Below are 25,095 nucleotides of genomic sequence, written 5' to 3' on the forward strand. Positions count from 1 at the left end.
AAAGGCATTAAAGTTCTGCTGCTTTCCGAAGATGGTAAAGTGCTTGGAGTAACCTCAACGGACAGCCTCGGTTTCTTTAAGTTCGAAAACCTGAGCCCGGACTTACAGTACCTGGTTAAAATGGATGAAAGCGATGTGAAATTCAATCCCAACAAAAAATACTACCTAGCCAATGAACTGAATAAAATTTTAAGGGTAACAGTTATTAACGATCACGGACAAAAATTTGTGTTCGAGAAATTACCGGCCGACCTTGTCGCATTGAAACCCGATTCGCTGATCGATTATGCCAGCCAGATCGCCGGCACGCTGCTTATTGGCGAAAATCCATCAAAGCCATACGCGAATAAAAGGGTAAACCTATTGAACGAAAAAGGTGAAATTGTGAAGACCATTGTTACCAATGGTTTTGGTTCATTTGTTTTTACCGATCTCGACCCCGATGTAACCTATTTTATTGCCGCCGATGAAAGTGATGGAGACCTTTTGCCGAACAGCAAGATCATTTTGACCAATTCATCAGCTAAAGAGATTAAGGTCATTAAGTCCGACTCAAAAGGCGGGTTCAAATTCACACTGCTTAATGGTGACAATAATGAGTTATCATTCCTGCAGGTAGATGACACCAAACTACGCATGGATATGAAGGGCAGATTATATGCCGATACACTGTCGCGGCCATTGTCCAATGCGAAGATCGATCTTGTTAATGAAAGGGGCCAGGTACAGCAAAGTATTACTACAAAACCCAACGGAGGATTTTTATTTACCGCTCTTCCCTTTAACGAAAGTTTTTTGTTTCAGATAGATGAAAACGACCCGCGTTTTAAAGACCTTGAGAAGCTGATCTTTACCAATGAGGCTGGCGTTGTGATAAAAGTAATACACTTTAAAAAAGATGCCGGATTTAAATTTCAGTTTTTGGCCGGGGATTATAAAAGTATTTCCAGCACTTATGTTGATGACCCCTGGTTAAAGGTATTGCAGTTTAAACAAAACGAAAAGGGCAGGAACGACAGCGTGAATATTGTAGAGAACATTTATTATAACCTCGATGACTACAAAGTGCTGCCAGAGGCCCGCAAAGTACTTGACAAGGTGGTTGACCTGATGAAGAACAACCCCAAGCTGTCAGTTGAAATTGGTTCACATACCGACTCAAGGGCAACAGACGAATACAACCTTACTCTTTCACAAAAACGGGCCCAGGCCGCTACAGGTTATATCATCCAAAATGGTATTGCAAAAAAACGCATAGCAGGCACAGGCTACGGTGAAACCCGCCTCATGAATAAATGCGGCAATGGCGTTGACTGCCCCGAAGAAGAACATGCGAAGAACAGAAGGACGGAGTTTAGGGTGTATGTGAAGTGAGAGAATTACATTGAAAAAAACGAAGAAAACCTTCGCATGTCTACCCAAAATTGGGAGATAAGCGAAGGTTTATATCGGGTATAAAGGAGTTATGTGTAACCTTTAAAGACGGACAACTAAGACGAAAAATATGATTCCAGACTATCAATCACTAATGCTTCCACTTCTAAAACTGGTTGCCGACAGACAAGAACACAAGTACCGAGACTTAATAGAAAACTTGGCGACCGAGTTTAAAGTAACTGACGAAGAAAGAAAAGAACTTTTAGCAAGTGGCAACCAAGCAATTTTTGACAATAGAGTTGGTTGGGCAAAGACATATTTGAAAAAGGCTGGACTTCTTGACTCACCGAAACGAGCGACATTTGTAATCACCGACCGTGGACTTGAAACTTTAAAGAAAAATCTTCCTCGCGTTGACGCAAAATATTTAAGACAATTTTCTGAATTTCTTGAGTTTCAAAATGCAAGTCGCAGCGAGACAGACACCGAAGAGGAAACTACAACCCAAGAGCCGAGTGAGCAGACACCTGAAGAGAATCTCGACAAAGCATACCAACGCATAAGAAAATCTTTAGCTTCGGAATTGCTCAATAAAGTTGTTGAACTTTCACCCGCATTTTTCGAGCGACTTGTAGTAGAACTCTTAGTCAAAATGGGTTACGGTGGTTCAATAAAGGACGCTGGAAAAGCAATCGGGAAAAGCGGAGACGAAGGAATTGACGGAACAATAAAGGAAGACAAACTCGGACTTGACATTATTTACATTCAAGCAAAGCGTTGGAAGCCAGGCAATGTAGTTGGACGACCAGAAATTCAAAAATTTGTTGGTGCTTTAGCTGGACAGGGTGCTAAAAAAGGCATCTTCATCACAACATCCAATTTTACAAAGGAAGCGTTGGACTACACTCCGAGAAATGAAACTAAAATTGTTCTTATTGACGGTGAACAGTTGGCTCAACTAATGATTGATTATAATCTTGGTTGCACTTCTCAGCAGACTTATGAAGTTAAAAAAATCGACAGCGACTATTTTGGAGAAGAGTAATGGCGGATGAACCATATTTTTTAGAAATTGAAGAAAATCACTTGTCAATTGGCGAAGCCAAAAGACTGGTGACAGAAACTTTGTTGAACAATGGCATTAAATCTCCGAAAGGTGGTTGGGAAAGAGCGTCCTTTTTATTTGGGCCACCCGACAAACAGGAAACTGTTACTTTTCAAAAATTATTTTCAATTGCAAGAAAACACGGAGTTGTCGCTTATATTCAAGGTAACATAGACAGGACGGATGATATATTCGGAGGCACATTTGGCATATCATCACCGACAATGGCATTTGGAACGATTTCCTCATCATACGCTGGTTTCTCAAGAATATTAAAGCCTCCGATGACAGATCAGCCCGTTGAATACGAAATTTCAGAAGATATAATGTTTTACCGGGAAGAGATTTGTTTATTCAGCAATGAATACGATTTTACCTTTTGCACACGATATTATAGAGCGTACTTGACTTCCTGCATTGCACTTGTTGACGCATTTATTAATAGACATATTTTGCTGTATAAATTTCGTGGTCAAAATAGTCAAGAATTTGAGGAATTGCAAAGGACAAGCAGATTGGAAGACAGACTGGAATTATTTTTAAAAGTTTCGACAGGAAAAGACTTAACAGCTATAAACGGTGGAGCAGAATGGATTCATTTTAAAAATCTGAGACGATTGAGAAATGAAATGACTCATATAAACAGTCCTTCGCTGGGCTATTCAATAACTGAATTTGCAGAGCATCTTAATTATGCAAAAAAAGGAGTTGGTGGCTTATTACGGCTAATCAGACAGCTTCAAGGAAAACAATCACTTGGCTTCATTGAAAAAGTTAGGACAGCACCAATTATTTATTTTAATGAAATAACTCACAAGGCAGACGGAAAACATATTATTAAACGAAGAAAATAAAAGGCTACACATAACAGCGGCTTGGCGTTATGCGGGCATTCAAGTAAAATGGAGTGCGGGTTTCCAAATAAGCATTTGTCTTGCCGACAAATTCTTCTCCGAAAACCCGCACAACGCCAAGCCGCAAACCGTTATGCCCTATGCTATGACGATCCGCTCTTTTCCGACAGCGTGTAACATTAACAGGGGACAGTTCGTTACAGTTTTATAATTTGACAATTAAACCTTTACGACAAATAGTGGTCAATACAATCTAATGCTAAAAAAATAAACATGAAAAAACTTTATCTTTCTACTGTTCTTTGCCTGCAAAGCACAATTTTCATTTACGGACAAACAACCGACACCTGCCGGATGAAAATCGGCATGAATCTTTTCAGCATCCGAACGAGTGCGACCAATCCTGATTTCATGCAACCGTTCGCAAATGTTTTAAAAGAATGTGATGAGTGGTACGGACAAGACACAACTGGGATAGCAACCACAACAAATAACAGCTCAATAACTTTGTTTACTTTTAATACGGATGGGTATCCGAATGAGGTGCCAATATCCGGCAATGGAGTTTGTGCAAGAATGCTGTTTAACACATACGCAGCCAACAGCAATTACAATTATTATCCTTCCGGGACTTATAATGTTTCATACACCGGCAACGGAACTTTGCGCTTCGGAGGCGATGCTTCTGGTGCGGATATTACAACGGGCAGCGGAACTATTACTGTGACTCCAAGTAATACCGGCATTATCATGAAAATTGTTTTGTCCGATGTGAATAATCCTATACGCGACATTAAAGTGATGATGCCGGGCCATTCCTTCTCAACGATTTTCAACACCGATTTTGTGAATAGATTAACTCCGTTTAATGTATTGCGCTTTATGGAATGGAACAACATGAATACAAACACTGAGGTACAATGGCAAAATAGAAGGAAGCCATCATATTACACCCAAAGTGGTTCGGGAGGAACAATGAATAACAGGGGTATTGCTTGGGAATATGTAGTCGAGCTCTGCAATCTTATGCAAAAAAATTGCTGGATAAGCGTTCCCACACAAGTAGATTCTGCTTATATAGATTCACTGGCAACTATGTTTCGCGACAATCTGAATCCTAATCTTAAAATTTACCTTGAGTATTCAAATGAAACTTCCAATCAGATATGGCTGACAAATTATAACTGGATAGACGACCCAAATAATTCTTCTTTTACTTTAACTAACCATGCTCAAAAAACAGCATGGCATTTCAAAAAGGTCTTTGATATATGGGATACTGTTTTTCTAACTCAAATGCCAACCCGGGTAGTTCGTGTTTTAGGGGGCTGGGCAAGCAATATAGGGGTTGGAGATATGACAACGATGATTACTTATATGAACAGCAACGGAGGCGCATATGATGCCATTTCATGTGATGCTTATATACTGCCTATTTCGGCTGATTATGGCTGGATGAATACAAACTGTTCAACAGGCGCGAATTTATCTACATGGACACAGCCGCAGTTAATAGATACATTAATAGGAATAGGAAGAGCGCGAATGGCTAATAAAATGCCTGTATTAAACCAATTTAATTCACTTGCAAATGGTAAGCAATTGGTTTTTTATGAAGGTGGCCCGCACATTACCAATCAAACAACTTGTACTGCCGTTTCAAGTGCTATTGCGCCATTGCAAACCGATGTAAAGATGTATAATTTGTATAATGATTGGCTGGATTCATTGCGAACCCTATCGAATGTCAAATTGTTCAATCATTTTGTAATTACAGGTGCAGGGCCAATGGGTATTCTTTCTAATATTTACCAAACTACTTCACAAAAATATAAAGTACTAACCGACTACATAGATTCATGTGGAATACTAACAGGCATTTCGGAAAATAATACGGAAACAAATTCTGTTTTTATTTATCCGGATCCCTTTTCCTCCCAGACAACTTTTCAGACAGCCAAGCCTTTTAAAAATGCTTCGTTGGCAGTTTACAATTCCATTTGTCAGACAGTTAAGCACATGGACAATCTTGCTGGACAGACTATCATTTTTCATCGAGACAACTTACCAAGCGGCCTGTATTTCGTTCGGCTCACACAAGACAATGAAGTAATCGCAGTAGACAAATTAGTAATCACCGACTAACAACAGCACAGAGCATAACAGCAGTAGCTGTTGCACAACCTCCTTTTAGAAAAATTTTTGAGAAAAAGGCGGCATCAATAGCCGACTTATAGGGAAGACGGATTTTTCGCGTGATTTTTTATACTCAAATTTTTGTGTTTGCTAAATACGCCCCCATGAAGCCGAAAAAAGCTGTTTTAAAGTTTATGCTGGCTTGCCGGCAGAGTGCCAGTACTTTTGTATGAACTTTTTTCACTTCAAACTTCAGGTACTTTTTGAGATTGTAAGTAAGGGCAGCCATCAGTACATGTTTATTGGCTTGTTTGATGCCCCGGGTATTCACGCGTTTCATGTTTAAAAAATTTACCAACGTTCCCAGTACCGGCTCCACGGTCTTGCTTCGTATACGGGTGATACGTTTGGCGTATAGGGTTTGCATTTTAACATACATCTTGTCGTAAAACGGTTTGTCTATGGTGTCATCAATCTTTTTGAATTTGGTTTTACCTATACAGGTTTCTCTAATGGGGCAATCTTTGCAAACGGTTTCGCTGCTGCGGTAGGTTTTCTGAATATAGCTATTGCTGTTGGGACCTATTCTTTTCATTGGCAAAACAGCTCTGTTACCTCGCTTACAATCATATTGATCTTTTTCTTTGTTATAAATAAACCCTTCTCTTTCATTTTTGTATTGACCGAAATTGGGAATGTAAGCATCAATCTTTTTAGATTCAATAAACCGTAATGCTTCTCCACTGGAATAGCCAGTATCGGCTGTAACCTGTTCAACAGAGATGTTTTCTTTTTGCAGGTTTTCTATGGTTTGCTCAAGTATCTGAGGCAAGCTCTGGCTGTCCCCTCTGTCGGCATGGTCGGCCATGGCCCCTGTTATAACATGATGTGCATCATCCACCGCTATTTGTCCACTCTAATTCATTTGTCTGGCCTTGCCTGGTTTTACCGAAATCCTTGCATCAGGATCCGTAGGAGAATAATGTGTGTGGTCCTCTGTGACCCGACTGACCCTTGTAGGTTTCCTTTTTCCATGCATGGTGTTGTTCTACTTCTTTTTTCTTTTTCGCTGTTACTTTGTATTCTGAGTTTTCATTTAATTCTTCGGAATAGGCTTCCACATCGTCCATCACTTCTTTCTCCTTCAAAGAATCCAGCGAAGCATTCGCCTTTATGTACGCACTGTCTATCGCCTGGCGTTTGCCGCGAACCATGCCTTTAGCAATGCAGAGGGATAACACTTTTTTAAATATGGCCAGAAACACTTCTTCTCCATAGAGCTGTCTTGTACGGCTGATGGTGGAATGCCATGGCAACGGTTCGTCTATATCATATTGAAGATATAAACGGATGGCGAGAGAATCGGAACAATGCTCAATAAGTTTTCGGTCGGAATTGATGTTGTTTAAATAACCAACAAGACATATTTTGAAGAACACAACCGGATCAATACTTTCCTGACCTTCGCTGCCATAATACTTTTCTGTTTCTCTGTAAAGGAATTGCAACTCGAGTTCCGATGAAAGTTTACGATAGAAATTTTCTTTGGGAACTAAATCCTCCAGATGCACCTGGTACATCATTTTCGGATTAATCGTTTTTTTGCCTTGCATGAATATATTATAAGGCTCAAACTCAAATTGTCAAGCACTTTTTTTACAAAGTAATTAACATTCGTATCTTAGTTGTGCAACAGGCACACGGGTTTTGGGTTAGTGGGCGGACAGTGCGAATAGAAACATTTGAGCATTTAATAAACTTTGGTGCTGGTAGACAGTTTTCGGTTTCAAAAGCCCACCAACGCAAAGTCCGAAACCGTTATAGGCAATATTTATGAGCGACCGTAAACCATACAAACGCAAAGGACTTTTCATCGTTGGGACAGTTTTTCTAATAATTGGAGCTGGTGCTGCGACTTTCTCACCCTATACGCTATACTTATACCTCGCACCACTTTGGACATTTCTTCTTGGACTACTCCTAATTTGGTTAAGCGACAGACAAGTAAAAACAAAGCTCATTTGGACACTTGCACCTTTTCTTTTTTATATCGCTTTTCAATTCCTTTGGTATCAATATAAAAAAGCACCAGCAGAGACATTCTTAATACCTCAAGACTATAGAGGAAAAATTCACATTCATTTCAACAAACCGTGCGGACAAGAAGAAGAAGTTGCGAACGACAGACGACAATATAAAATACCTGCGACTGGCATTTTACTTTCACAGTTTGCAGACAAGCAAGGTTTCATTGACCAACAATATTACTTAGTTGACAGTTTGGGCAAACAGACACTCTTGCCTCAATTGGATGTGCGGGACTACAACGAAGAGTGGACGACAGAAAAAAATCCCGACGAACCATCAAGAGACATTCTCGGTGTTTTTCACGCAGGACGAGTGAGTAGTGATGGCATGTATGAGTTTTACGTTTCAACTTATAGACAACTTAGAGACACTTTTGACTTCCAGTATGACAAATCATTTGACTTAATAGAACAAAAGATAATTGGTGACTGTGGACAAGAGAAGAAGTAATACTGCCCATAACAGACGTTTGGCAAAAAAGCGGGTTCAGTGGTTAATGCTTCGTATCAAGTGCAGTGCTGGCAGACAGTTTTGTGCTCCGAAATCGCCAACTTCTTAAACCCGCAAACCGTTATGCTGCATTTTAAAAAGACAACCCACAGAGAAATACAGAAAGAATGAGAAGTCTAAAACCAATAATACTTTTATTATTTAGCACAATTTTTTCAGTGGAAACTTTCGCCTGTTCTATTTTTTACTATATAGACAATAAAACAGGTAATGTTTATTTCGTAAACAATGAAGACTATTGGTATGACGTAAAACCTTATATTCAAATAAACCCGGGCACAAAAAATAAATTTGGAAGGATTTGGTACGGCTGGAATAATTTTGGTCAGGGCGGTGTCAACGATAAAGGATTAGTTTTAGACGGAGCAGTAACACCTGAACAGAAAATACCGGAAGGGTATGCGGGCCCTCAAAAAAGTAATATAACGGACGAAATCTTATCTGAATGTGAAACAGTACAGCAAGCAATTGATTTCCTGGAATGTAGAAAAATAGCCTTAAAAAATGCACATATTTTCTTTGGAGATAGAAACGGAAGAGCTGTACTTATTGAATGGATAAACGGATTCAAAAAAGTAATTGAAATAAAAAACAACAAACTTGTGGCAACAAATTTTAATCTTTCTGACACAAGCCAAAATGAAATGACTTGTTGGAGATACCCTATTATTCAAAAAGGTTTAGCCGATTTAGATGCAAGGGATATTAAGGATACCATTGACTTAAAAGCCGTTGGTAATGTAATAGGACAGGTTGTTCAGTTGCCACAAACAGATTCAACAGGCAAAGTTGGTGGTACTCTGTATTCTACATTTATTAACTTGACAGAAATGAAGCTCATTTTAGTTTACAAACTCGACAATTCAAAAATTCATAAATTGGACATACTAAAAGAATTACAAACAGGAAAAAAAAGAAAAATTAAACTATAATAAAAACGACCGTTATGCCCATGCTGAAAAACGACAACGACAAGCGGACACAAACGAATAAATTTTAACTTTGATAGTTCCTGAACAACCACTCACGCCTGATAAGAAAAAATATAAAAGTGGAGACCAGCGACCACTTTAAAAACGGGGCGTCACCGAAAAGCCTGACGAGTAGGGAAATAGAATTTCATGTTAAACTCTTAACACAATGAAAAAAACAATACTCTCAATTATTTGTGCTTTTGCATTTTCGACAATCTATGCGCAACCAAATTTTACAAGTTCTGATATGCCAAATATTGGAGACCGAGACACCCTTATGTACCTTAGTTACCATGCTGTCACAAATAATCTTGATACGGAAACAGGCAATGGTTACAATTGGAATTTTTCTTCTTTACCCTTTAATGTTCAAAAACTAATAGATGTTGATTCGTTTCGAATAAAGACGCACGCAGTTAGCTCCCCTTTTACCAAGGCCACAATTGAAGAATACAGCACCGGTACAACTGGACAAAAAGTAAATCTGTATAGCTATAGTAATGATACATTATATACTCATAGATTAGGAGATATCTCGGCTGGCACTAATTATGTGCCTCCAATAGGAACAGTTGTTTTTCCAATTCTATTTAACAATACATCTACAATAAACGCATTCGTTTATTCGTCCTCTGTGCTTGTTGGAGAAAGAAAAACAACAACTTTGTATGATGGCTTTGGCACTTTAAATATGCCTAATGGAAAATCGTATTCCAATGTTTTTAGAGTTAAGAAAATTGAAAGAGATACAGCTTATAGTTCACACGCTGTAAATACTTATACTAGCTACATTTGGTATAAACAAGGCGGACAAGTCCCTTTGTTGCGTTTGACCTATGCCGGAGTTTCAAATCTGTATTTTGTTTTTGGCAGCAAATCCAATAATACATCGACAGGCATAAAGGAAATAAATGAGCTGACTGCCTTTCTCGTTTATCCTAATCCCTTTTCTTCACAAACAACGTTGCACACAGACAATACATTAAAAAACGCAATCCTGGCAGTTTATAATTCATTGGGAGAGCAAGTGAAACAAATAAATAATATTTCGGGACAGACAATTACTTTGTCACGTGACAATTTACCAGGCGGACTTTATTTTATTCAGCTAATGCAAGCCAATAAAACGATCATAACAGACAAACTAATAATCACCGACTGACAACAGCACCTTGCCAAAAGCGGCGGTGACGTGCTTCGTAGGACAGTTTTGCGGGTATATAAACTTAAAAATACTGACCGACAAATATGAACGCACTTTTATTCGTAAGCATACTGACTCTGTTAACTTCCTGTAGCGGACAAAACACTTTCCATTCTGCTGACAAAACTCCCTCATTGACCGTTGGCGACACTGTGAGAGAGCTTGGAAATAATATAATGCTCGTTTATCAGGACAAGAAAAATAATTATTGGTTTGGAAGTTGGCAAGACGGTCTATATAAGTATGACGGAAAAACAATCCTTCATTTTACAACCAAGAGCGGACTGCCTGCCAACAGAATTGAAGAGCTTAAAGAAGACAATTCAGGCAACATCTACATCAATACCAGTAAAGGAATCAGCAAATTTGACGGACAACGTTTCACCACATTAAGCATTGTCAATTCCGGCAAGGAATGGAAGTTAGAACCAAACGATTTGTGGTTCAGACAAGGCTGGGATTCAGGATTTGTTTATCGGTATGATAGTGTTCTTTACAAGTTGCAAGTTCCGAGACATCCCAACCATGTCAATCCGTATGCTGTTTACAGTATTTACAAAGACACCAAAGGAAATGTTTGGTTTGGCACTAACCCCTTAGATGTTTTTCGTTATAATGGAAAAACATTTGATTGGATTTCTGAACCAGATGTTACAGAACTTCACAATGGACCTGCCAATGGGGTTCGCTCCATTATTGAAGACAAAGACGGATATTTTTGGTTCAATACAATGTATCGCTACAATATCTATGGTAACAAAACGGACAAACAATCATTTTACAGCAGAGAAAAAAGCATAGGCAGTTTAGACGGAAAGAACAATGGTAGTCTGAATGAATATTTATCCATTGCCAAAGACAACAATAACGAGCTTTGGATTGCTACTTACCACGATGGAATATGGCGCTATGGACCGAACATCGTCCATTATCCTGTTAAGGATGGGGCAAAAGACATTACTGTTTTTTCCATTTATAAAGATAACAATGGCGACCTATGGCTTGCCACTCACGAGACAGGGGTATATAAATTCAACGGACAAACATTTGAAAGATTTAAACCTTGACAAAAAAAGAGCAGCAACTAATTGAGCAGGTGCCTCCGCCAGCAGAATCTGACCGAGTGTACCTCTCACACTACAGTACCCTTCAGCTTCGTTCAGGATAAACCAAGCGGGTCGCGTATGCAGTGGTTTATTAAGTTGTGGAGCTACTTTCAGGTAATGTTCGAGCATTGATTCGTAACCATGCTTTGTTAATCGTTCCAACGTAATTGTTGTTACCAAAATAGAGCTATTGCCCTACCTTCCTTCCCGTTCGGCAGATTGTAATAAAAACTGATGAAAATCATGTCTTTGCTTGGTTAAAATCAGCAATTGTAAATGCAGGTATGTAGATATTTATTCAAGTAAACCCTGTTTTTCAATGGATGATCTTAATCGTTTTTTATTCCATTCTTACAAGACACCGTCAATTTTACAACTATTTGGTAAATAGTGGCAAGCATTAAACTAAATATTACACCCTATTCTTCCGAAGCAAAAGGAGTTATTTCTGCTTTGCAGTCTGATGCTGCAATAGGTTTGTCTCAATCAGAAGTATCTATGCGCCTCAAAAAATACGGTGCAAATAAAATACTGGAGAAAAAAAACAAGAGCTTATGGCTAATTTTCTTTAGTCAATTTAAAAGCCCGATTATCGGGCTTCTTTTAATCGCGGCCGGACTATCTTTTTATTTTGGTGAATGGCTGGATGGAATTGCTATTCTTGCCGTGATACTGATTAATGCGATGATCGGCTTTTATATGGAACACCAGGCAGAACGTTCGATGAATGAGCTGAAAAAATTATCTGCTGTCCCTGCCAAAGCTCTCCGGGATAAAAAATTAGAAGAAATAAATGCCGAAGATATTGTTCCGGGAGATGTGATTTATATTGAAGCAGGTGACCTGATTCCGTCAGATGGACGAATTTTTAAGACTTCACAATTGCAGATTGATGAATCAGCGCTCACAGGCGAATCCCTGCCTGTAGAAAAACAGGCCGGAAAATTAACCGGTGAAATCATCCTTGCAGAACGAACAAACATGCTGTACAAAGGAACCTATTCCACAAAAGGAAATGGTTTTATGGTTACTACAGATACAGGCATGGATACAGAGCTTGGAAAGATCGCACATTTGGTGCATTCAGCAGAACAAGCCGCTACACCTTTAGAAAAAAAACTCAGACAGTTCAGCAAAAAACTTATTTGGGTCACACTCGCATTGGTAGTACTGATTTTTATTGCCGGCCTCGTGAACGGACGGGAATTACTTGAAATGCTTAAAACTTCCATTGCATTAGCTGTTGCTGCCATACCGGAAGGTTTGCCCATTGTTGCGACGATGGCATTGGCACACGGGATGATAAAGATGGCAAAATACAATGTGATCGTAAAAAAGCTTTCATCAGTAGAAACGCTCGGTGGAACTAACGTAATATGTACGGACAAAACGGGTACGCTTACGCAAAATAAAATAGAAGTAAATAAAATAGTTACTTCTGCCGAAACCGCTGAAGTTTTGGAAGTCATTAACAGAATAGCCGTTTTATGCAATACTGCCGAATTACAAAATAACAATGGCACCATTAGAGAAATTGGAGATCCTCTTGAAACCGGATTGCTGAAATTTGCTTTAAAAAATGCCGTTAATGTCCAGAATTACCGTAGTAAATTTCCTAAAATAAAGGAAGAGCCCTTTTCTTCAGAAACTAAAATAATGGTTACACTCCATCAAACCGAAAATGATCTTACCGTTTATGCCAAAGGAGCATCGGAGGAATTACTCCATCATTGTGATCGTATTATAGAAAAGGAAGGTATTACAAAACTAAATGCTGAAAAAAGAAAATATTGGGCGCAAAAAGCGGAAGAACTTGCCAATTCAGGATTAAGAGTTATTGCGGGAGCATTCAAGCCTGAGGCATCCTCTGATAAAAACATGTCTGCTGAACTTGTATTTGTTGGCTTATTTGGAATGATCGACCCACCAAGGGAAGAAGTATTTCGTGCAATCGAAGAATGTAAAACGGCAGGCATTAATATAATAATGTTAACCGGAGATCACCCGGCCACAGCCAAAAATATCGCCTTGAAATTAGGAATTGCTGATAATAATAATTGCAAAGCAATGGTCGGAAAGGAAATGAAAGATTACGAATATCTGACCGAACAGGAGAAATCAAATTGGCTTGATACAAAAATATTTGCACGGGTAAGTCCCAAACAAAAACTTGATCTCGTGTCGGTTTTACAGGAAAGGAAAAACATTGTCGGGATGACAGGAGATGGAGTAAATGACGCTCCTGCACTGAAAAAAGCAGATATAGGTATTGCAATGGGATTGAGAGGTACACAGGTATCACAGGAAGTGGCTGACATGGTATTAAAAGATGATTCTTTTTCATCGATTGTTGTGGCTATTAAACATGGGCGCATCATTTTTGAAAACATAAGGAAGTTTGTCATTTTTTTACTTTCCTGTAACCTAAGTGAGTTAATGGTGATTGCTACTGCCGCTATATTCAACTTCCATTTTCAGTTGTTCCCGCTTCAGATTCTTTTCATCAACCTCATCACGGATGCGCTTCCGGCACTTGCATTGGGAGTGACGGAAGGAAGCAAAGAGACAATGAAAAAGCCACCAAGAAATATGAATGAGCCAATAATTGACAGAAAAAGATGGATAGATGTTTTCTTTTACTCAATTATTATTGCTGCAGTCAGTCTGGGAGCAGTATTTTTTAGTCATTTAACGGTTCATAAGATAGAAATATGGAACGCTGAATTATGTAATAATATATTATTCTTTACCCTGATCTTTTCACAGCTTCTGCATGTGTTAAATATGGGAAGCGGTCCCTCCTTTTTCAAATCAGAAGTATTTAGGAATATATATATATGGGGAGCAATAGCTTTTTCCGTGGCTATTTTAATTGGTATATATGTTTTTGAACCTGTCAGGAAAGTATTGTCGCTTTATGAAATGTCTGCAAGTGATTGGTTTATTTCAATAGCGGCAGGTGTTATTTCGCTTATAATTATTCAGATTGCAAAAAAAATAAAAATCGTACAATGAGTACCACATTTTTTGTAAAAAACATTTTTCTTGTTGTTTTATTTTGTGCAGGATTTAATTCTGCATTTTCTCAGGAAATTTCGCAAGTCGATTCTTTAAATCCACCTCCCGGGAAAGTAAGAAAAACAGAAAAAACAGTTATCGTGAATGCAAAGCCGGAAGAGGTATTCGCTTTTATGGATGATATCAGCAATACAGGTATGCACATGACAAAAAATAGCGTACAAATGGCAGGAAGCAAACTAAGGTTGGAATGGCTTACAGAACATAAAACCGGTTTAAATACTAAGTACAGATGGACCGGAAAAGCAATGGGAATGAAAGTGAAATTTACGGTTATTGTTACCCAATGGGATGAAGGGAAGTCGAAAACCTGGGAAACCATTGGTGATGCAAAAATGATCGTAATTTCGTGGTTCAAAATGTATTTGGAACTAAAACGAAATAACGATGGAACCACAACTGCCAGACTTGGTATTTTATATACTAAATCAAAAAATATTCCGGGCTTTTTATTAGGAAAAAGGTATTCTATTTGGTGCGTGAAAAGTATGCTAAAAGACACTAAAAAACACTTTAATAAATAGAAGTAAAATGAACAGTCAACATCTTCATAAATTAAGCGTAAAAGACATTGGCATTGACACCTATCGTGAGAATACTATTTATATGCGTGCAGATTGTCATATATGTAAATCCGAAGGGTTTAAAGCCCTTACAAGAGTAGTTGTGAATTTTAATGGAAAAAGTATTATTGCCACAATTAATGTGGTTTATTCTGAAATAATTCATCACAATGAAGCCGGCCTCTCCAAAGAAGCAATGAAACGGTTGGAAGTAAAAGATAATGATGAAGTCATTATTACTCACCTTGATCACATTGAATCGTTGAGCAGGGTTCGTGCTAAAATTTACGGAAAAGAGTTAGATGAAAATTCTTTCCATGAAATTATTTCTGACATAGTAGCAGGCAGGTACTCCAATATTGAATTATCAGCTTTCGTTTCCTCCTGTGCAGATGACAATCTTTCCGTGAATGAAATAATATCACTTACAAAAGCCATGATTAATACCGGGGAGAAAATAAGCTGGAACAAAAGTATGGTGCTTGATAAACATTGCGTAGGCGGACTTCCCGGAAACCGCACTACTCCTATTGTTGTCAGCATTGTTGCTGCAGCGGGTTTAATGATTCCCAAAACATCTTCTAAAGCAATTACTTCTCCTGCCGGAACCGCTGACGTTATGGATGCGATTACCCGTGTAGACTTAACAATTGAAGAAATGAGAAAAGTGGTGGAAAAAGAGAATGGATGTTTTGTTGGAGGCGGTTCTATGCAATTGAGTCCTGCTGACGATATTCTTATTTCAGTTGAAAGGGCGCTTGATATAGACAGCGAAGGGCAAATGATCGCATCCGTTCTTTCCAAGAAGATGGCCGCAGGATCTACGCATGTATTAATTGATATTCCGGTCGGGAAAACCGCAAAAGTTCGCTCCAATGAAGAAGCATTACATCTTCAATATTATTTTAAAGCTGTTGGAGAAGCAATTGGTTTAACTGTAAATGTTCTTATAACAGATGGAAGCCAGCCTGTTGGAAAAGGGATAGGCCCGGCACTGGAAGCAATGGAAATCCTTTCCGTTCTAAGAAATGAAACAAGTTGTCCGAAAGATCTTAAAGAACGTTCACTCATACTTGCCGGAGAGTTATTGTCAATGTCAGGAAAGTTCGAACAGGGTAAAGAAAAGCAAATTGCAAAAGAAATTCTTGAAAGCGGAAGGGCGCTTGAGAAATTTCTATCGATCTGCAACACACAAGGTGGTTTTACCGAGCCCCGGGCCGGACAATATCGTTTTGACGTACTTTCTGAAAAAAACGGAATTGTAACAGAAATTGACAACCGAAAACTGGCCCGTATTGCCAAACTTGCAGGGGCACCAAAATCGCCGGGTGCTGGAGTTCTATTTAACGCACCATTAGATATGAAGATTTCAAAAGGGGATTTTCTTTTTTCGATATATTCAGATGCAAAAGGACAATTAGAATATGCAATAGAATATATGAATATAAACAACAATAACATAATAAACATTAGCTAAAAAATAGTATGAAAAAAGAAATTTCTAAATTTTTTTGTGCTCCTATTACCTGGAAGGTAGTTTCTCATCTATCGTTAGGATTAAACGGTGTTTTACTCATAGCCCTTTGGTATTCAATTAATACTATCCGGATAATTATTCCTGCAATAATATCCTGTATATTGGGGTATTATGCATGGTAACAGTAAAATTAAACAAAGACCAATGAAATCAATTGTATTTGCGTTGCCGGGCAATGGAGTATTAGCAAAAAACATTGCTGATGCCATGCAAGCTGACATGGGAGAAGTAGTTATCAGGTATTTCCCTGATGGAGAAATCTATGTACGTGTGCTAAGTGAAGTTAAAAACAGAAAAGTATTTCTGATATGTACACTTTCTAAGCCTGATGAGAAACTATTGCCTTTATATTTTCTTTGTAAAACAATAAAATCATTAGACACATCCTCTGTTTCAGTCGTGGCTCCTTACCTTTCTTATATGCGTCAGGATGCCATATTTAATCCGGGAGAAGGAATAACCTCAGAATACTTTGCTTCTCTCCTTTCAGGATTTGCAGATTCTTTGATTACGATTGACCCACATCTTCACCGCAGGCATTCAATGGCTGAAATTTATTCAATACCCTGCACAGTGATACATGCATCCTCTCTTATTTCGGCATATATTAATAATCATATCCCGAACCCTTTGTTAATTGGGCCTGATTCAGAAAGTGAACAATGGGTTTCTGAAGTCGCAAAAAATGCACATGCGCCGTATGTAGTGCTTGAAAAAATAAGATCAGGGGATAAGGAAGTAAAAATTACCTTGCCTCAACTCGAAAAATATAAGAATCACATCCCTGTGTTGGTGGATGATATTATTTCTACTGCCCGAACAATGATAGAAACAGTTAAGCATTTAAAAAGTGAAGGGATGAAGCCTCCAATATGCATTGGAATACATGCGGTATTTTCAGGAGATGCTTTTGAAGAACTGAAAAAATCAGGAGTTAGTCAAATTATTACCTGTAACACTATTCCTCATGTATCCAATGGGATTGATGTTACGGCATTAATTACTGAAAATATCGATAGAAAAAATAAAACAGAACTAAAATCAACAATTACTTGCCCTCACTGTGGTCATATAAAACCGGAAATAATGCCAACCGATACCTGTCAGTATTTTTATGAATGCGAGCATTGCAAAAAAGTATTAAAACCCAGGAAAGGTGATTGTTGTGTTTATTGCTCTTATGGAACAGTAAAATGTCCTTCTAAACAAACAGGAGCAGGATGTTGTTAAATATGATAAAAAAGCTGCAGCTAAAAAATGATTAATTACTTCATAGCCTGGTCTGTCAAAAACCGCTTCATCGTTCTGTTTATTGCAGTGGTAATAGCAGCATATGGGATTTTTTCCGTGAAGAATACTCCTGTTGATGCTATTCCTGATCTTTCTGAAAACCAGGTTATTATTTTTACCGAATGGATGGGTCGAAGCCCCCAAATTATAGAAGATCAAATCACCTACCCGCTTGTAAGTAACCTGCAGGGCATACCCCGGGTAAAAAACATCAGGGCAGCATCAATGTTCGGGATGAGTTTCGTATTTGTCATTTTTAATGATGATGTGGATATATATTGGGCGAGAACACGGGTACTTGAACGATTGAATTATGCTCAGCGACTATTACCTGAAGGAATAACCCCAACACTTGGTCCCGATGGAACAGGATTAGGACATATTTTTTGGTACACATTAGATGCACCGGGTTATGATCTTGGAGAGTTACGGGCATTACAAGACTGGTATGTTCGTTTCGCGTTGCAAACAGTTGATGGAGTGAGTGAAGTTGCTTCGTTCGGAGGCTTTCAAAAACAGTATCAGGTTGTTGTTGATCCATACAAGCTTCGCTATTACAACATCCCTTTAATGGATGTAGTGAATAAAATAAAAGCGAACAATAATGATGTAGGCGGAAGAAAATTTGAACAGTCAGACATCGGTTATATCATAAGGGGATTAGGTTACATAAAAAATATAAATGAAATTGAGAATATCCCGCTTAAAACGCTCAATACAGTTCCTATAAGAGTTAAGGATGTGGCAAAGGTGCAAACAGGAGGCGAATTGCGATTGGGAATAGTTGACGAAAACGGAGATGGTGAAAAAGTAGGTGGTATTGTAGTAATGCGCTATGGAGAGAACGCAAAAGATGTAATAGATCGATTGAAAGAAAAAATTAAAGATGTGGAAAAAGGATTGCCTGAAGGAGTGAAATTTAAAGTTGCCTACGATCGCTCGGTTCTTATTGATGAAACAATTGACACCTTAAGTGAAGCAGTAACAGAGGAAATTATCATCGTTTGCATAGTACTGTTTATTTTTCTTCTTCATGTACGAAGTGCGCTTATTGTGGTTATTACTATTCCTATGTCGGTATTGATCGCATTTATACTGATGAAATGGTTTGGTATTACTTCAAATATAATGTCATTAGCCGGAGTCGCCCTTGCTGTTGGCGATCTTGTAGATGCAGGAATAGTCATGGTAGAAAACGCCATGAAAGAACTTGCTGAAGAACGTGGTTCCGCAGAAATAAAACTTTCTGAAATTGATCGTAAAAAGCGCATTGAAATTTCATCTAAGCTTATAGGTAAAGCGGTTTTCAATTCCATTCTGATAACACTCGTTTCCTTCAGTCCTATTTTATTCCTGGAAGGTCAGGAGCATAAACTGTTTTCTCCGCTTGTCTGGACAAAGACCTTTGCCATGTTGGGCTCAGCGTTTGTTGCGATTTTCCTTATTCCGGTTTTAATGATCTTCTTTCTTAAAGGGGAAATTCGCCCTGAAAGTAAGCATCCTGTTTCAAGATTTTTCATCTGGATATATACTCCAATAATACGATGGTGTTTGAAATGGAAAAAAACAACCATTGTATTAAGTGTGGCTTTGATTTTAGGCAGCATTCCATTAGTGCTCAATTTAGGAACTGAATTTATGCCTCCTTTGGATGAAGGCTCATTACTTTTTATGCCTGTAACTATGCCCGATATTTCTAATTCAGAAGTTAAACGTATTATGCAGGTGCAGGATAAATTAATTTTATCTGTACCCGAAGTGGAAAATGTGTTAGGTAAAGCAGGCCGGGCAAATACTGCAACCGATAATGCGCCCATGAGCATGATCGAAACAATTATCCTGTTAAAACCGCGTGACCAATGGCGCAAAGGGAAAACAAAGAATGATATTATCAATGAGTTAAATTCGAAGATGCAGATACCCGGAGTGATCAATGGATGGACACAACCAATTATCAACAGGATAAACATGCTCTCTACAGGAATAAGAACAGATGTTGGAATAAAGATCTATGGACAGAATCTGGACACTATAAATAAGCTTGCTCAACAATTTAAAAAAGAATTGACAGGACTTGAAGGCATTAAAGATTTATACGTAGAGCCAATTGTTGGAGGAAAATATATTGATGTGGTAATAAAAAAAGAAGAAATAGGAAGATATGGACTTTCGGTTGATGATGTAAATATGTTCATTGAAACAGCATTAGGGGGAATGAACGTAACTACTACTATTGAAGGCAGAGAGCGGTTCACGGTAAACATACGTTTTGCCCAGGATTATCGTGATCAAATTCGAAAATTTAAAGACCTGCAAATACAAGCTATGGATTTTGGACCAATACCTCTTTCAGCAGTTGCAGAGATTAAAATTTCAGAAGGTCCTCCAATGATCAATTCTGAGAATGCAATGCTAAGGGGAACGCTTTTATTCAATGTACGTGAACGGGATATGGGCAGTACGGTAGCGGATGCCAAAACAAAATTAGAACCATTCATAAAAAAACTACCTAAAGGTTATTTCCTTGATTGGAGCGGGCAATATGAGAATCAGGTACGTGCACAGAATAGATTAATGTTTATTATTCCCATCGTTCTTTTAATAATCATGATAATTCTATATTTCACTTTTAAAAATATCCGGGAAGTGTTAATAGTTCTTTCCGCTGTTCCCGTTGCTCTTGTCGGAGGAGTATATTCACTGCATTTTTTCGGAGTTAATTTTTCAGTAGCCGTTGCAGTTGGGTTCATTGCTCTATTTGGAATTGCTGTTGAAACAGGAGTGTTAATGCTGGTATACATGAACAATTCCGTGTTCAAAAAATCAGAAAAAAATAAAGAGGAAAATAAAAGCATGACCAAACAGGGTATCGAAGATGCTATTTATGAGGGGGCAGCTTTAAGATTACGTCCAAAACTTATGACAGTGCTTGTGGATATAATCGGGCTAATGCCCATATTGATTGCCACAGGCACCGGAAGTGACGTAATGAAGCCAATTACTATTCCGTTTGTTTTCGGTTTAATTACGTCAACTCTTTTTGTTTTGATCGTGTTACCGGTGGTGTATGCTATCGTCAGAGAATATGAGCTACGAAAACACGGGGAATTAAAAATTCAGGAGTTTGAAGATTAATAAAATTATAATGAACAACAAAAATTTAAATATAAAATTGCGCTTATTTGTCATCGTATTTGCTATTTATGCTCATCTCTCAAATGCGCAACCAATGTCTCTTGATAGCATTTTGAATACAATAAAAATAAATAATTCAGAGCTTAAAATTTATGATGACCAGATAAAAGCTTACAATGAATACGCAAAAGGTGCAAGGGCTCTTGACCCGCCGCAAATAGGCGGCGGATTTTTTATGACTCCTTATGATCCTCTAATGTGGCAACCGGATATAATGAATAATAGCAATGGAATGGGGTCATTTATGATCTCTGTACAGCAAATGTTTATAAATCCAAATAAGTTAAATGCCAATGCTGCATACATGAAGAGTATGTCGGGTATAGATTCAGCAATGCAAAGATCAATGAGAAACGAAATGTTCTCAATGGCAAAGATGAACTACTATGAATGGATGATTATGAAGAAAAAACTGGTTGTCCTTAATGAAAGTGAAGAGTTGCTCAACTACCTGATAAAATCAACTGAATTAAAATATACTTACGGAATGGATAAGTTAAACTCCTACTACAAAGCAAAAGCAATGCTCGGAGAAATGCAAATAATGAAAGTAATGGCAGAGCAAGGAATAAAACAAAAAATGATTGTATTGAATACACTTATGAACCGTGATAAAAATAGAACCTTTGATATTGACACGTCTTATATTCTCAAAAACTATGAACTGAAAGTAGCAGATAGCACAGCTATTAAAAGCAGAAGTGACTATACTGTTCTTTCTCAGAATATAAATGTATTGAAAGCAAAACAAAATTATGAGTATTCCAAACGACTTCCCGATTTTGGAATTAAATACGATCACATGCTTGCTTTTGGCACGCAGCCGCAGCAATTCAGCGCTATGGCAATGGTAACTATCCCCATTACTCCCTGGTCTTCTAAAATGTATAAATCAAATGTTACAGGATTGGGCTTTGAAATAGAAGCCGGTAAAGACAAACAACAAAGTTTTATAAATCAGGTAAGCGGAAATATTGAAAATATTAAGGTTCAGATTAAAAGCAAAAGGCAGCAAATTGAACTCTCTGAAAAAATCATAATTCCATCTATGAATAAAAATTATGAAACGGAATTGATCGCTTACGAGCAAAATACAGAAATGCTTTTCATGGTTCTTGACGCATGGCAAAATCTAAAGGTATCCCAACTCATGTATCTTGATCAGCTGATGGAATTACTTGCATTGCAAATACAATATGAAAAACAACTCGAAATCCGATAATGAATAAACATATAGTCATATTATTTGTATTAATTGGCTTTATGTTGTCATGCAGTGATAATACTGAACACGATAATCATAAAGAACATAAATCAAAGACCTATACTTGCCCGATGCATCCTCAAATAACAAAAAATGAACCCGGACAATGCCCGATATGCGGAATGAAATTGGTGGAAAAGGAGAATGATGGTCACAGCACAAATGACAGTATAATATCACTTTTACTGAAGCCAACGAATGAATATGTATTTAGCCGGGTGAAAACAACGTCTCTGCACCAAAAAGAATTTCCGGTTGAAATTACTGCCACAGGAACAATAAAATATGATACAAGAGAAGTAAACACTGTTTCGGCACGCGTATCAGGATGGATTGAAAAGCTGTATATAAAATATCAGTTTCAGCCTGTTTCTAAAGGGGAAAGGCTAATGGACATATACAGCAAAGAGCTTTTAACAGCGCAGGAAAATTTTCTCTTTCTATTAAAAAATGATGCGGAAAATGAAACACTGATTAATGCTGCGGAAAAAAGATTATTTCTTCAGGGACTTAGCAAAGAGCAAATTGACAAACTAAAGCGAGCTCAAAAAGTATTTCATGCGGTATCAATCTTTAGTCCTTACAGCGGCCACTTACATGATCTGAATGGCACAACAATAGCTTCACCGGACGAAGTCAGCGGAATGAATAACGGGGAAAGATCAACCGCTGAATTGATAATTAAAGAAGGAATGTATATACGTGCAGGACAAAGCATTTTTAATATTTACAATACCGAAAAAGTCTGGGCGGCACTTGATATATATAGCGAAAATATTCAATTATTAAAGACGGGTCAGCGGGTTATTCTTTTCATGAATGGAAGTAAAGAAGATACACTTGAAGGAAAAATAGATTTTATTGAACCGGCTTTTAACAAAGGCCGGAAAACAGCTTCCGCAAGAGTTTATCTTGATAACTCAAAACATAAACTTAAAATTGGACTGCTTCTAAAGGCCAATGTGTATGTTGGAGCAAAAAAGGGATTTTTCATTCCCTCCACTGCTATTGTTCATCTGGGCAACGCCGAAATTGTGTTTTTAAGGGAAAAGGATATTTTAAAATCAAAAGTTATTACAACAGGTATAAAAGCAGGAGAATTTACAGAAGTTATTTCGGGTATTTCAGAAAGTGATAAGATAGCTGCAAATGCACAAATGTTGATTGACAGTGAAAGTTTTATCAGGTTAAATCCTGAAGAATAAATTAATATGACTGTAAGAATTTTATATTTTATTGTTTCACTTTTCTTGATTAGCTGTAACTCCAGGCAAGAAAAGGAAAATCCGGATGTTTATTACACCTGCTCCATGGATCCTCAGGTGAGAGAAAACAAACCGGGTACCTGCCCTATTTGTAAAATGCCTCTTACTGCTGTAAAAAAATCACAGGATGAAGATAATGATCAATTGCATTTGAGTGATCAGCAGGTACGGCTTGGCCATATATTAGTTGACACTGTTAAGAAACATGTGTTTGGATCAGAACTATTTTTGACCGGGACATTAGTAGCCAATCAGAATAAAACGGTTGTAATAAGTTCAAGAGTGATGGGAAGAATTGAAAAACTTTATTTTAAAAATACAGGAGAAGATATTCATAAAGGAGAACCCATTTATGATATTTATAGCGAGGAAATAAATCTGGCTTTAAAAGAACTAAAATTGGCAATTGAAAAAAAGAAAACTCAAATAAATATAACCATTGATATAGACAGGATGATTAGCAGTGCGAGAAACAAACTTGTGCTTTTTGGACTTTCAGAATCACAAATTAACGAGTTGGAAGAGGCCGGTAATTTTACCCAATTAATAACCATCAAAAGTCCTGATGATGGGGTAATTACTTCAATTGATATTACAGAAGGTAATTATGTGATGGAAGGCGGCAGTGTATTGCACCTGGCAGATTATTCGAGCTTGTGGGCAGAAGCACAGGTTTTTTCAGAAGATATGGCAAAGATCAAAGAAAGCATGGCCGCCCGGGTTTTCTTTCCCAACAATTCAAAACTAAACATTGAAGGCAAGGTTATATTCACAAATCCTGAATTGAATACTACCTCAAAGATCAATCTTATCAGAATAGAAATTGTTAATGAAAAGAATGTATTAAAACCAGGAATGCAGATTAATGCTTCTGTCCTCTATGATGAATTTGCTACAATCGCTTTGCCGACTGATGCGATCATTCTTGAAGAGAAAGGCGCAACCGTTTGGCTGAAAACGGAAAAAAATAAATACAAAAGTGTCATGGTTCACACGGGAATTGAATCGAACGGCTATACCCAGGTGCTTCATGGAATAGAAATGGGTGATATTGCAGTAGTATCAGGCAACTATCTTCTCCAAAGTGAATACACATTTAAGAAAGGAAGTTCCGTAATGCAAGGACATCAGCATTAATATACTCCCGGTCGTCAACACTTGCCCTGAAATAATGATCCGGGATATCCATGAATTGTGTTAAGTTAAAGTAATTTGTAAAGGGATGGCATCGCTTCAGGCCAATGTCATTAAGTTAAGAGTAATAGTTTTTATTGCAATAAGCCCGAAGGGCTTAAATATAAATACCCCCCGATTGTATCGGGGGGTATGAGTGGGAGAAATGCCCAACCCTGAAAGGGTTAAATATATTTACATTGATGACATTCAACCCTTTCAGGGTTGGATAATGGCTTGTGTTATTTTTTTCCTCCGGTTTCACCGGCGGTTATTTATATTCAAGTCCTTCGGGCTTAACTTAATGACATTGCGCTTCAGGCATGTCATCTCTGCTGATTTTATACGAATCAGTGATAGAGAAAAAACATGATAA

Annotated in this window: 16 protein-coding genes and 1 pseudogene; 16 read left to right on the forward strand and 1 reads right to left on the reverse strand. The window is 37.8% G+C overall.

Translation table 11 applies throughout. The features are described from left to right. The 4 genes from HYU69_16440 to HYU69_16455 form a co-directional block, all read left to right on the forward strand. On the forward strand, positions 1-1,374 hold a 1,374-nt coding region (locus HYU69_16440; protein MBI2271931.1), incomplete at its 5' end, for an OmpA family protein. 130 nt (positions 1,375-1,504) lie between these two features. After that, on the forward strand, positions 1,505-2,422 hold the full coding sequence (locus HYU69_16445) for a restriction endonuclease (GenBank protein MBI2271932.1): 918 nt from the start codon (positions 1,505-1,507) through the stop codon (positions 2,420-2,422). Beyond that, the gene (locus HYU69_16450; GenBank protein ID MBI2271933.1) at positions 2,422-3,336 is read left to right on the forward strand and encodes a hypothetical protein; all 915 of its coding nucleotides are present in this window, start codon (positions 2,422-2,424) and stop codon (positions 3,334-3,336) included. The genes HYU69_16445 and HYU69_16450 overlap by 1 nt, the downstream gene beginning before the upstream one ends. A gap of 273 nt (positions 3,337-3,609) precedes the next feature. Beyond that, complete coding sequence (locus tag HYU69_16455) at positions 3,610-5,481, forward strand: T9SS type A sorting domain-containing protein (GenBank protein ID MBI2271934.1); 1,872 nt, start codon at positions 3,610-3,612, stop codon at positions 5,479-5,481. Positions 5,482-5,677: 196 nt separating this feature from the next. Here the strand turns inward: HYU69_16455 and HYU69_16460 are convergent. Continuing rightward, positions 5,678-7,085 (reverse strand): annotated as a pseudogene (locus HYU69_16460) (IS1182 family transposase). A gap of 220 nt (positions 7,086-7,305) precedes the next feature. Here HYU69_16460 and HYU69_16465 point away from each other — a divergent pair. The 12 genes from HYU69_16465 (at position 7,306) to HYU69_16520 (ending at position 24,683) form a co-directional block, all read left to right on the forward strand. After that, positions 7,306-8,010 carry a hypothetical protein gene (locus tag HYU69_16465; protein MBI2271935.1) on the forward strand — a complete coding sequence of 235 codons (705 nt, stop codon included), beginning with the start codon at positions 7,306-7,308 and terminating at the stop codon, positions 8,008-8,010. A gap of 167 nt (positions 8,011-8,177) precedes the next feature. After that, positions 8,178-9,002 (forward strand): penicillin acylase, encoded by an 825-nt coding sequence (locus tag HYU69_16470; protein ID MBI2271936.1) that lies wholly within the window; start codon positions 8,178-8,180, stop codon positions 9,000-9,002. A 208-nt stretch (positions 9,003-9,210) separates the two neighbouring features. Continuing rightward, a complete protein-coding gene (locus tag HYU69_16475) occupies positions 9,211-10,206 on the forward strand; it encodes a T9SS type A sorting domain-containing protein (protein MBI2271937.1) in 996 nt (331 codons plus the stop codon). Between the two features lie 86 nt (positions 10,207-10,292). Further along, on the forward strand, positions 10,293-11,315 hold the full coding sequence (locus HYU69_16480) for a hypothetical protein (GenBank protein MBI2271938.1): 1,023 nt from the start codon (positions 10,293-10,295) through the stop codon (positions 11,313-11,315). 429 nt (positions 11,316-11,744) lie between these two features. Beyond that, positions 11,745-14,369 (forward strand): cation-translocating P-type ATPase, encoded by a 2,625-nt coding sequence (locus tag HYU69_16485; GenBank protein ID MBI2271939.1) that lies wholly within the window; start codon positions 11,745-11,747, stop codon positions 14,367-14,369. Next, the gene (locus HYU69_16490; GenBank protein MBI2271940.1) at positions 14,366-14,956 is read left to right on the forward strand and encodes a hypothetical protein; all 591 of its coding nucleotides are present in this window, start codon (positions 14,366-14,368) and stop codon (positions 14,954-14,956) included. The genes HYU69_16485 and HYU69_16490 overlap by 4 nt, the downstream gene beginning before the upstream one ends. 7 nt (positions 14,957-14,963) lie before the next feature. After that, complete coding sequence (locus HYU69_16495) at positions 14,964-16,472, forward strand: thymidine phosphorylase family protein (GenBank protein ID MBI2271941.1); 1,509 nt, start codon at positions 14,964-14,966, stop codon at positions 16,470-16,472. A gap of 204 nt (positions 16,473-16,676) precedes the next feature. Further along, complete coding sequence (locus HYU69_16500; protein MBI2271942.1) at positions 16,677-17,762, forward strand: ribose-phosphate pyrophosphokinase; 1,086 nt, start codon at positions 16,677-16,679, stop codon at positions 17,760-17,762. A 27-nt stretch (positions 17,763-17,789) separates the two neighbouring features. Next, entirely contained in the window at positions 17,790-20,957 is a 3,168-nt protein-coding gene (locus tag HYU69_16505; protein MBI2271943.1) for an efflux RND transporter permease subunit, read from the forward strand. A 10-nt stretch (positions 20,958-20,967) separates the two neighbouring features. Further along, positions 20,968-22,239 carry a TolC family protein gene (locus HYU69_16510; GenBank protein MBI2271944.1) on the forward strand — a complete coding sequence of 424 codons (1,272 nt, stop codon included), beginning with the start codon at positions 20,968-20,970 and terminating at the stop codon, positions 22,237-22,239. Then, a complete protein-coding gene (locus HYU69_16515; GenBank protein MBI2271945.1) occupies positions 22,239-23,486 on the forward strand; it encodes an efflux RND transporter periplasmic adaptor subunit in 1,248 nt (415 codons plus the stop codon). Before HYU69_16510 ends, HYU69_16515 begins: the two co-directional genes overlap by 1 nt. A 6-nt stretch (positions 23,487-23,492) precedes the next feature. Then, a complete protein-coding gene (locus tag HYU69_16520) occupies positions 23,493-24,683 on the forward strand; it encodes an efflux RND transporter periplasmic adaptor subunit (GenBank protein ID MBI2271946.1) in 1,191 nt (396 codons plus the stop codon). Positions 24,684-25,095 lie beyond the last annotated feature (412 nt).

The sequence above is a fragment of the Bacteroidota bacterium genome (genome assembly GCA_016183775.1).
Classification (GTDB): Bacteria; Bacteroidota; Bacteroidia; order JABDFU01; family JABDFU01; genus JABDFU01.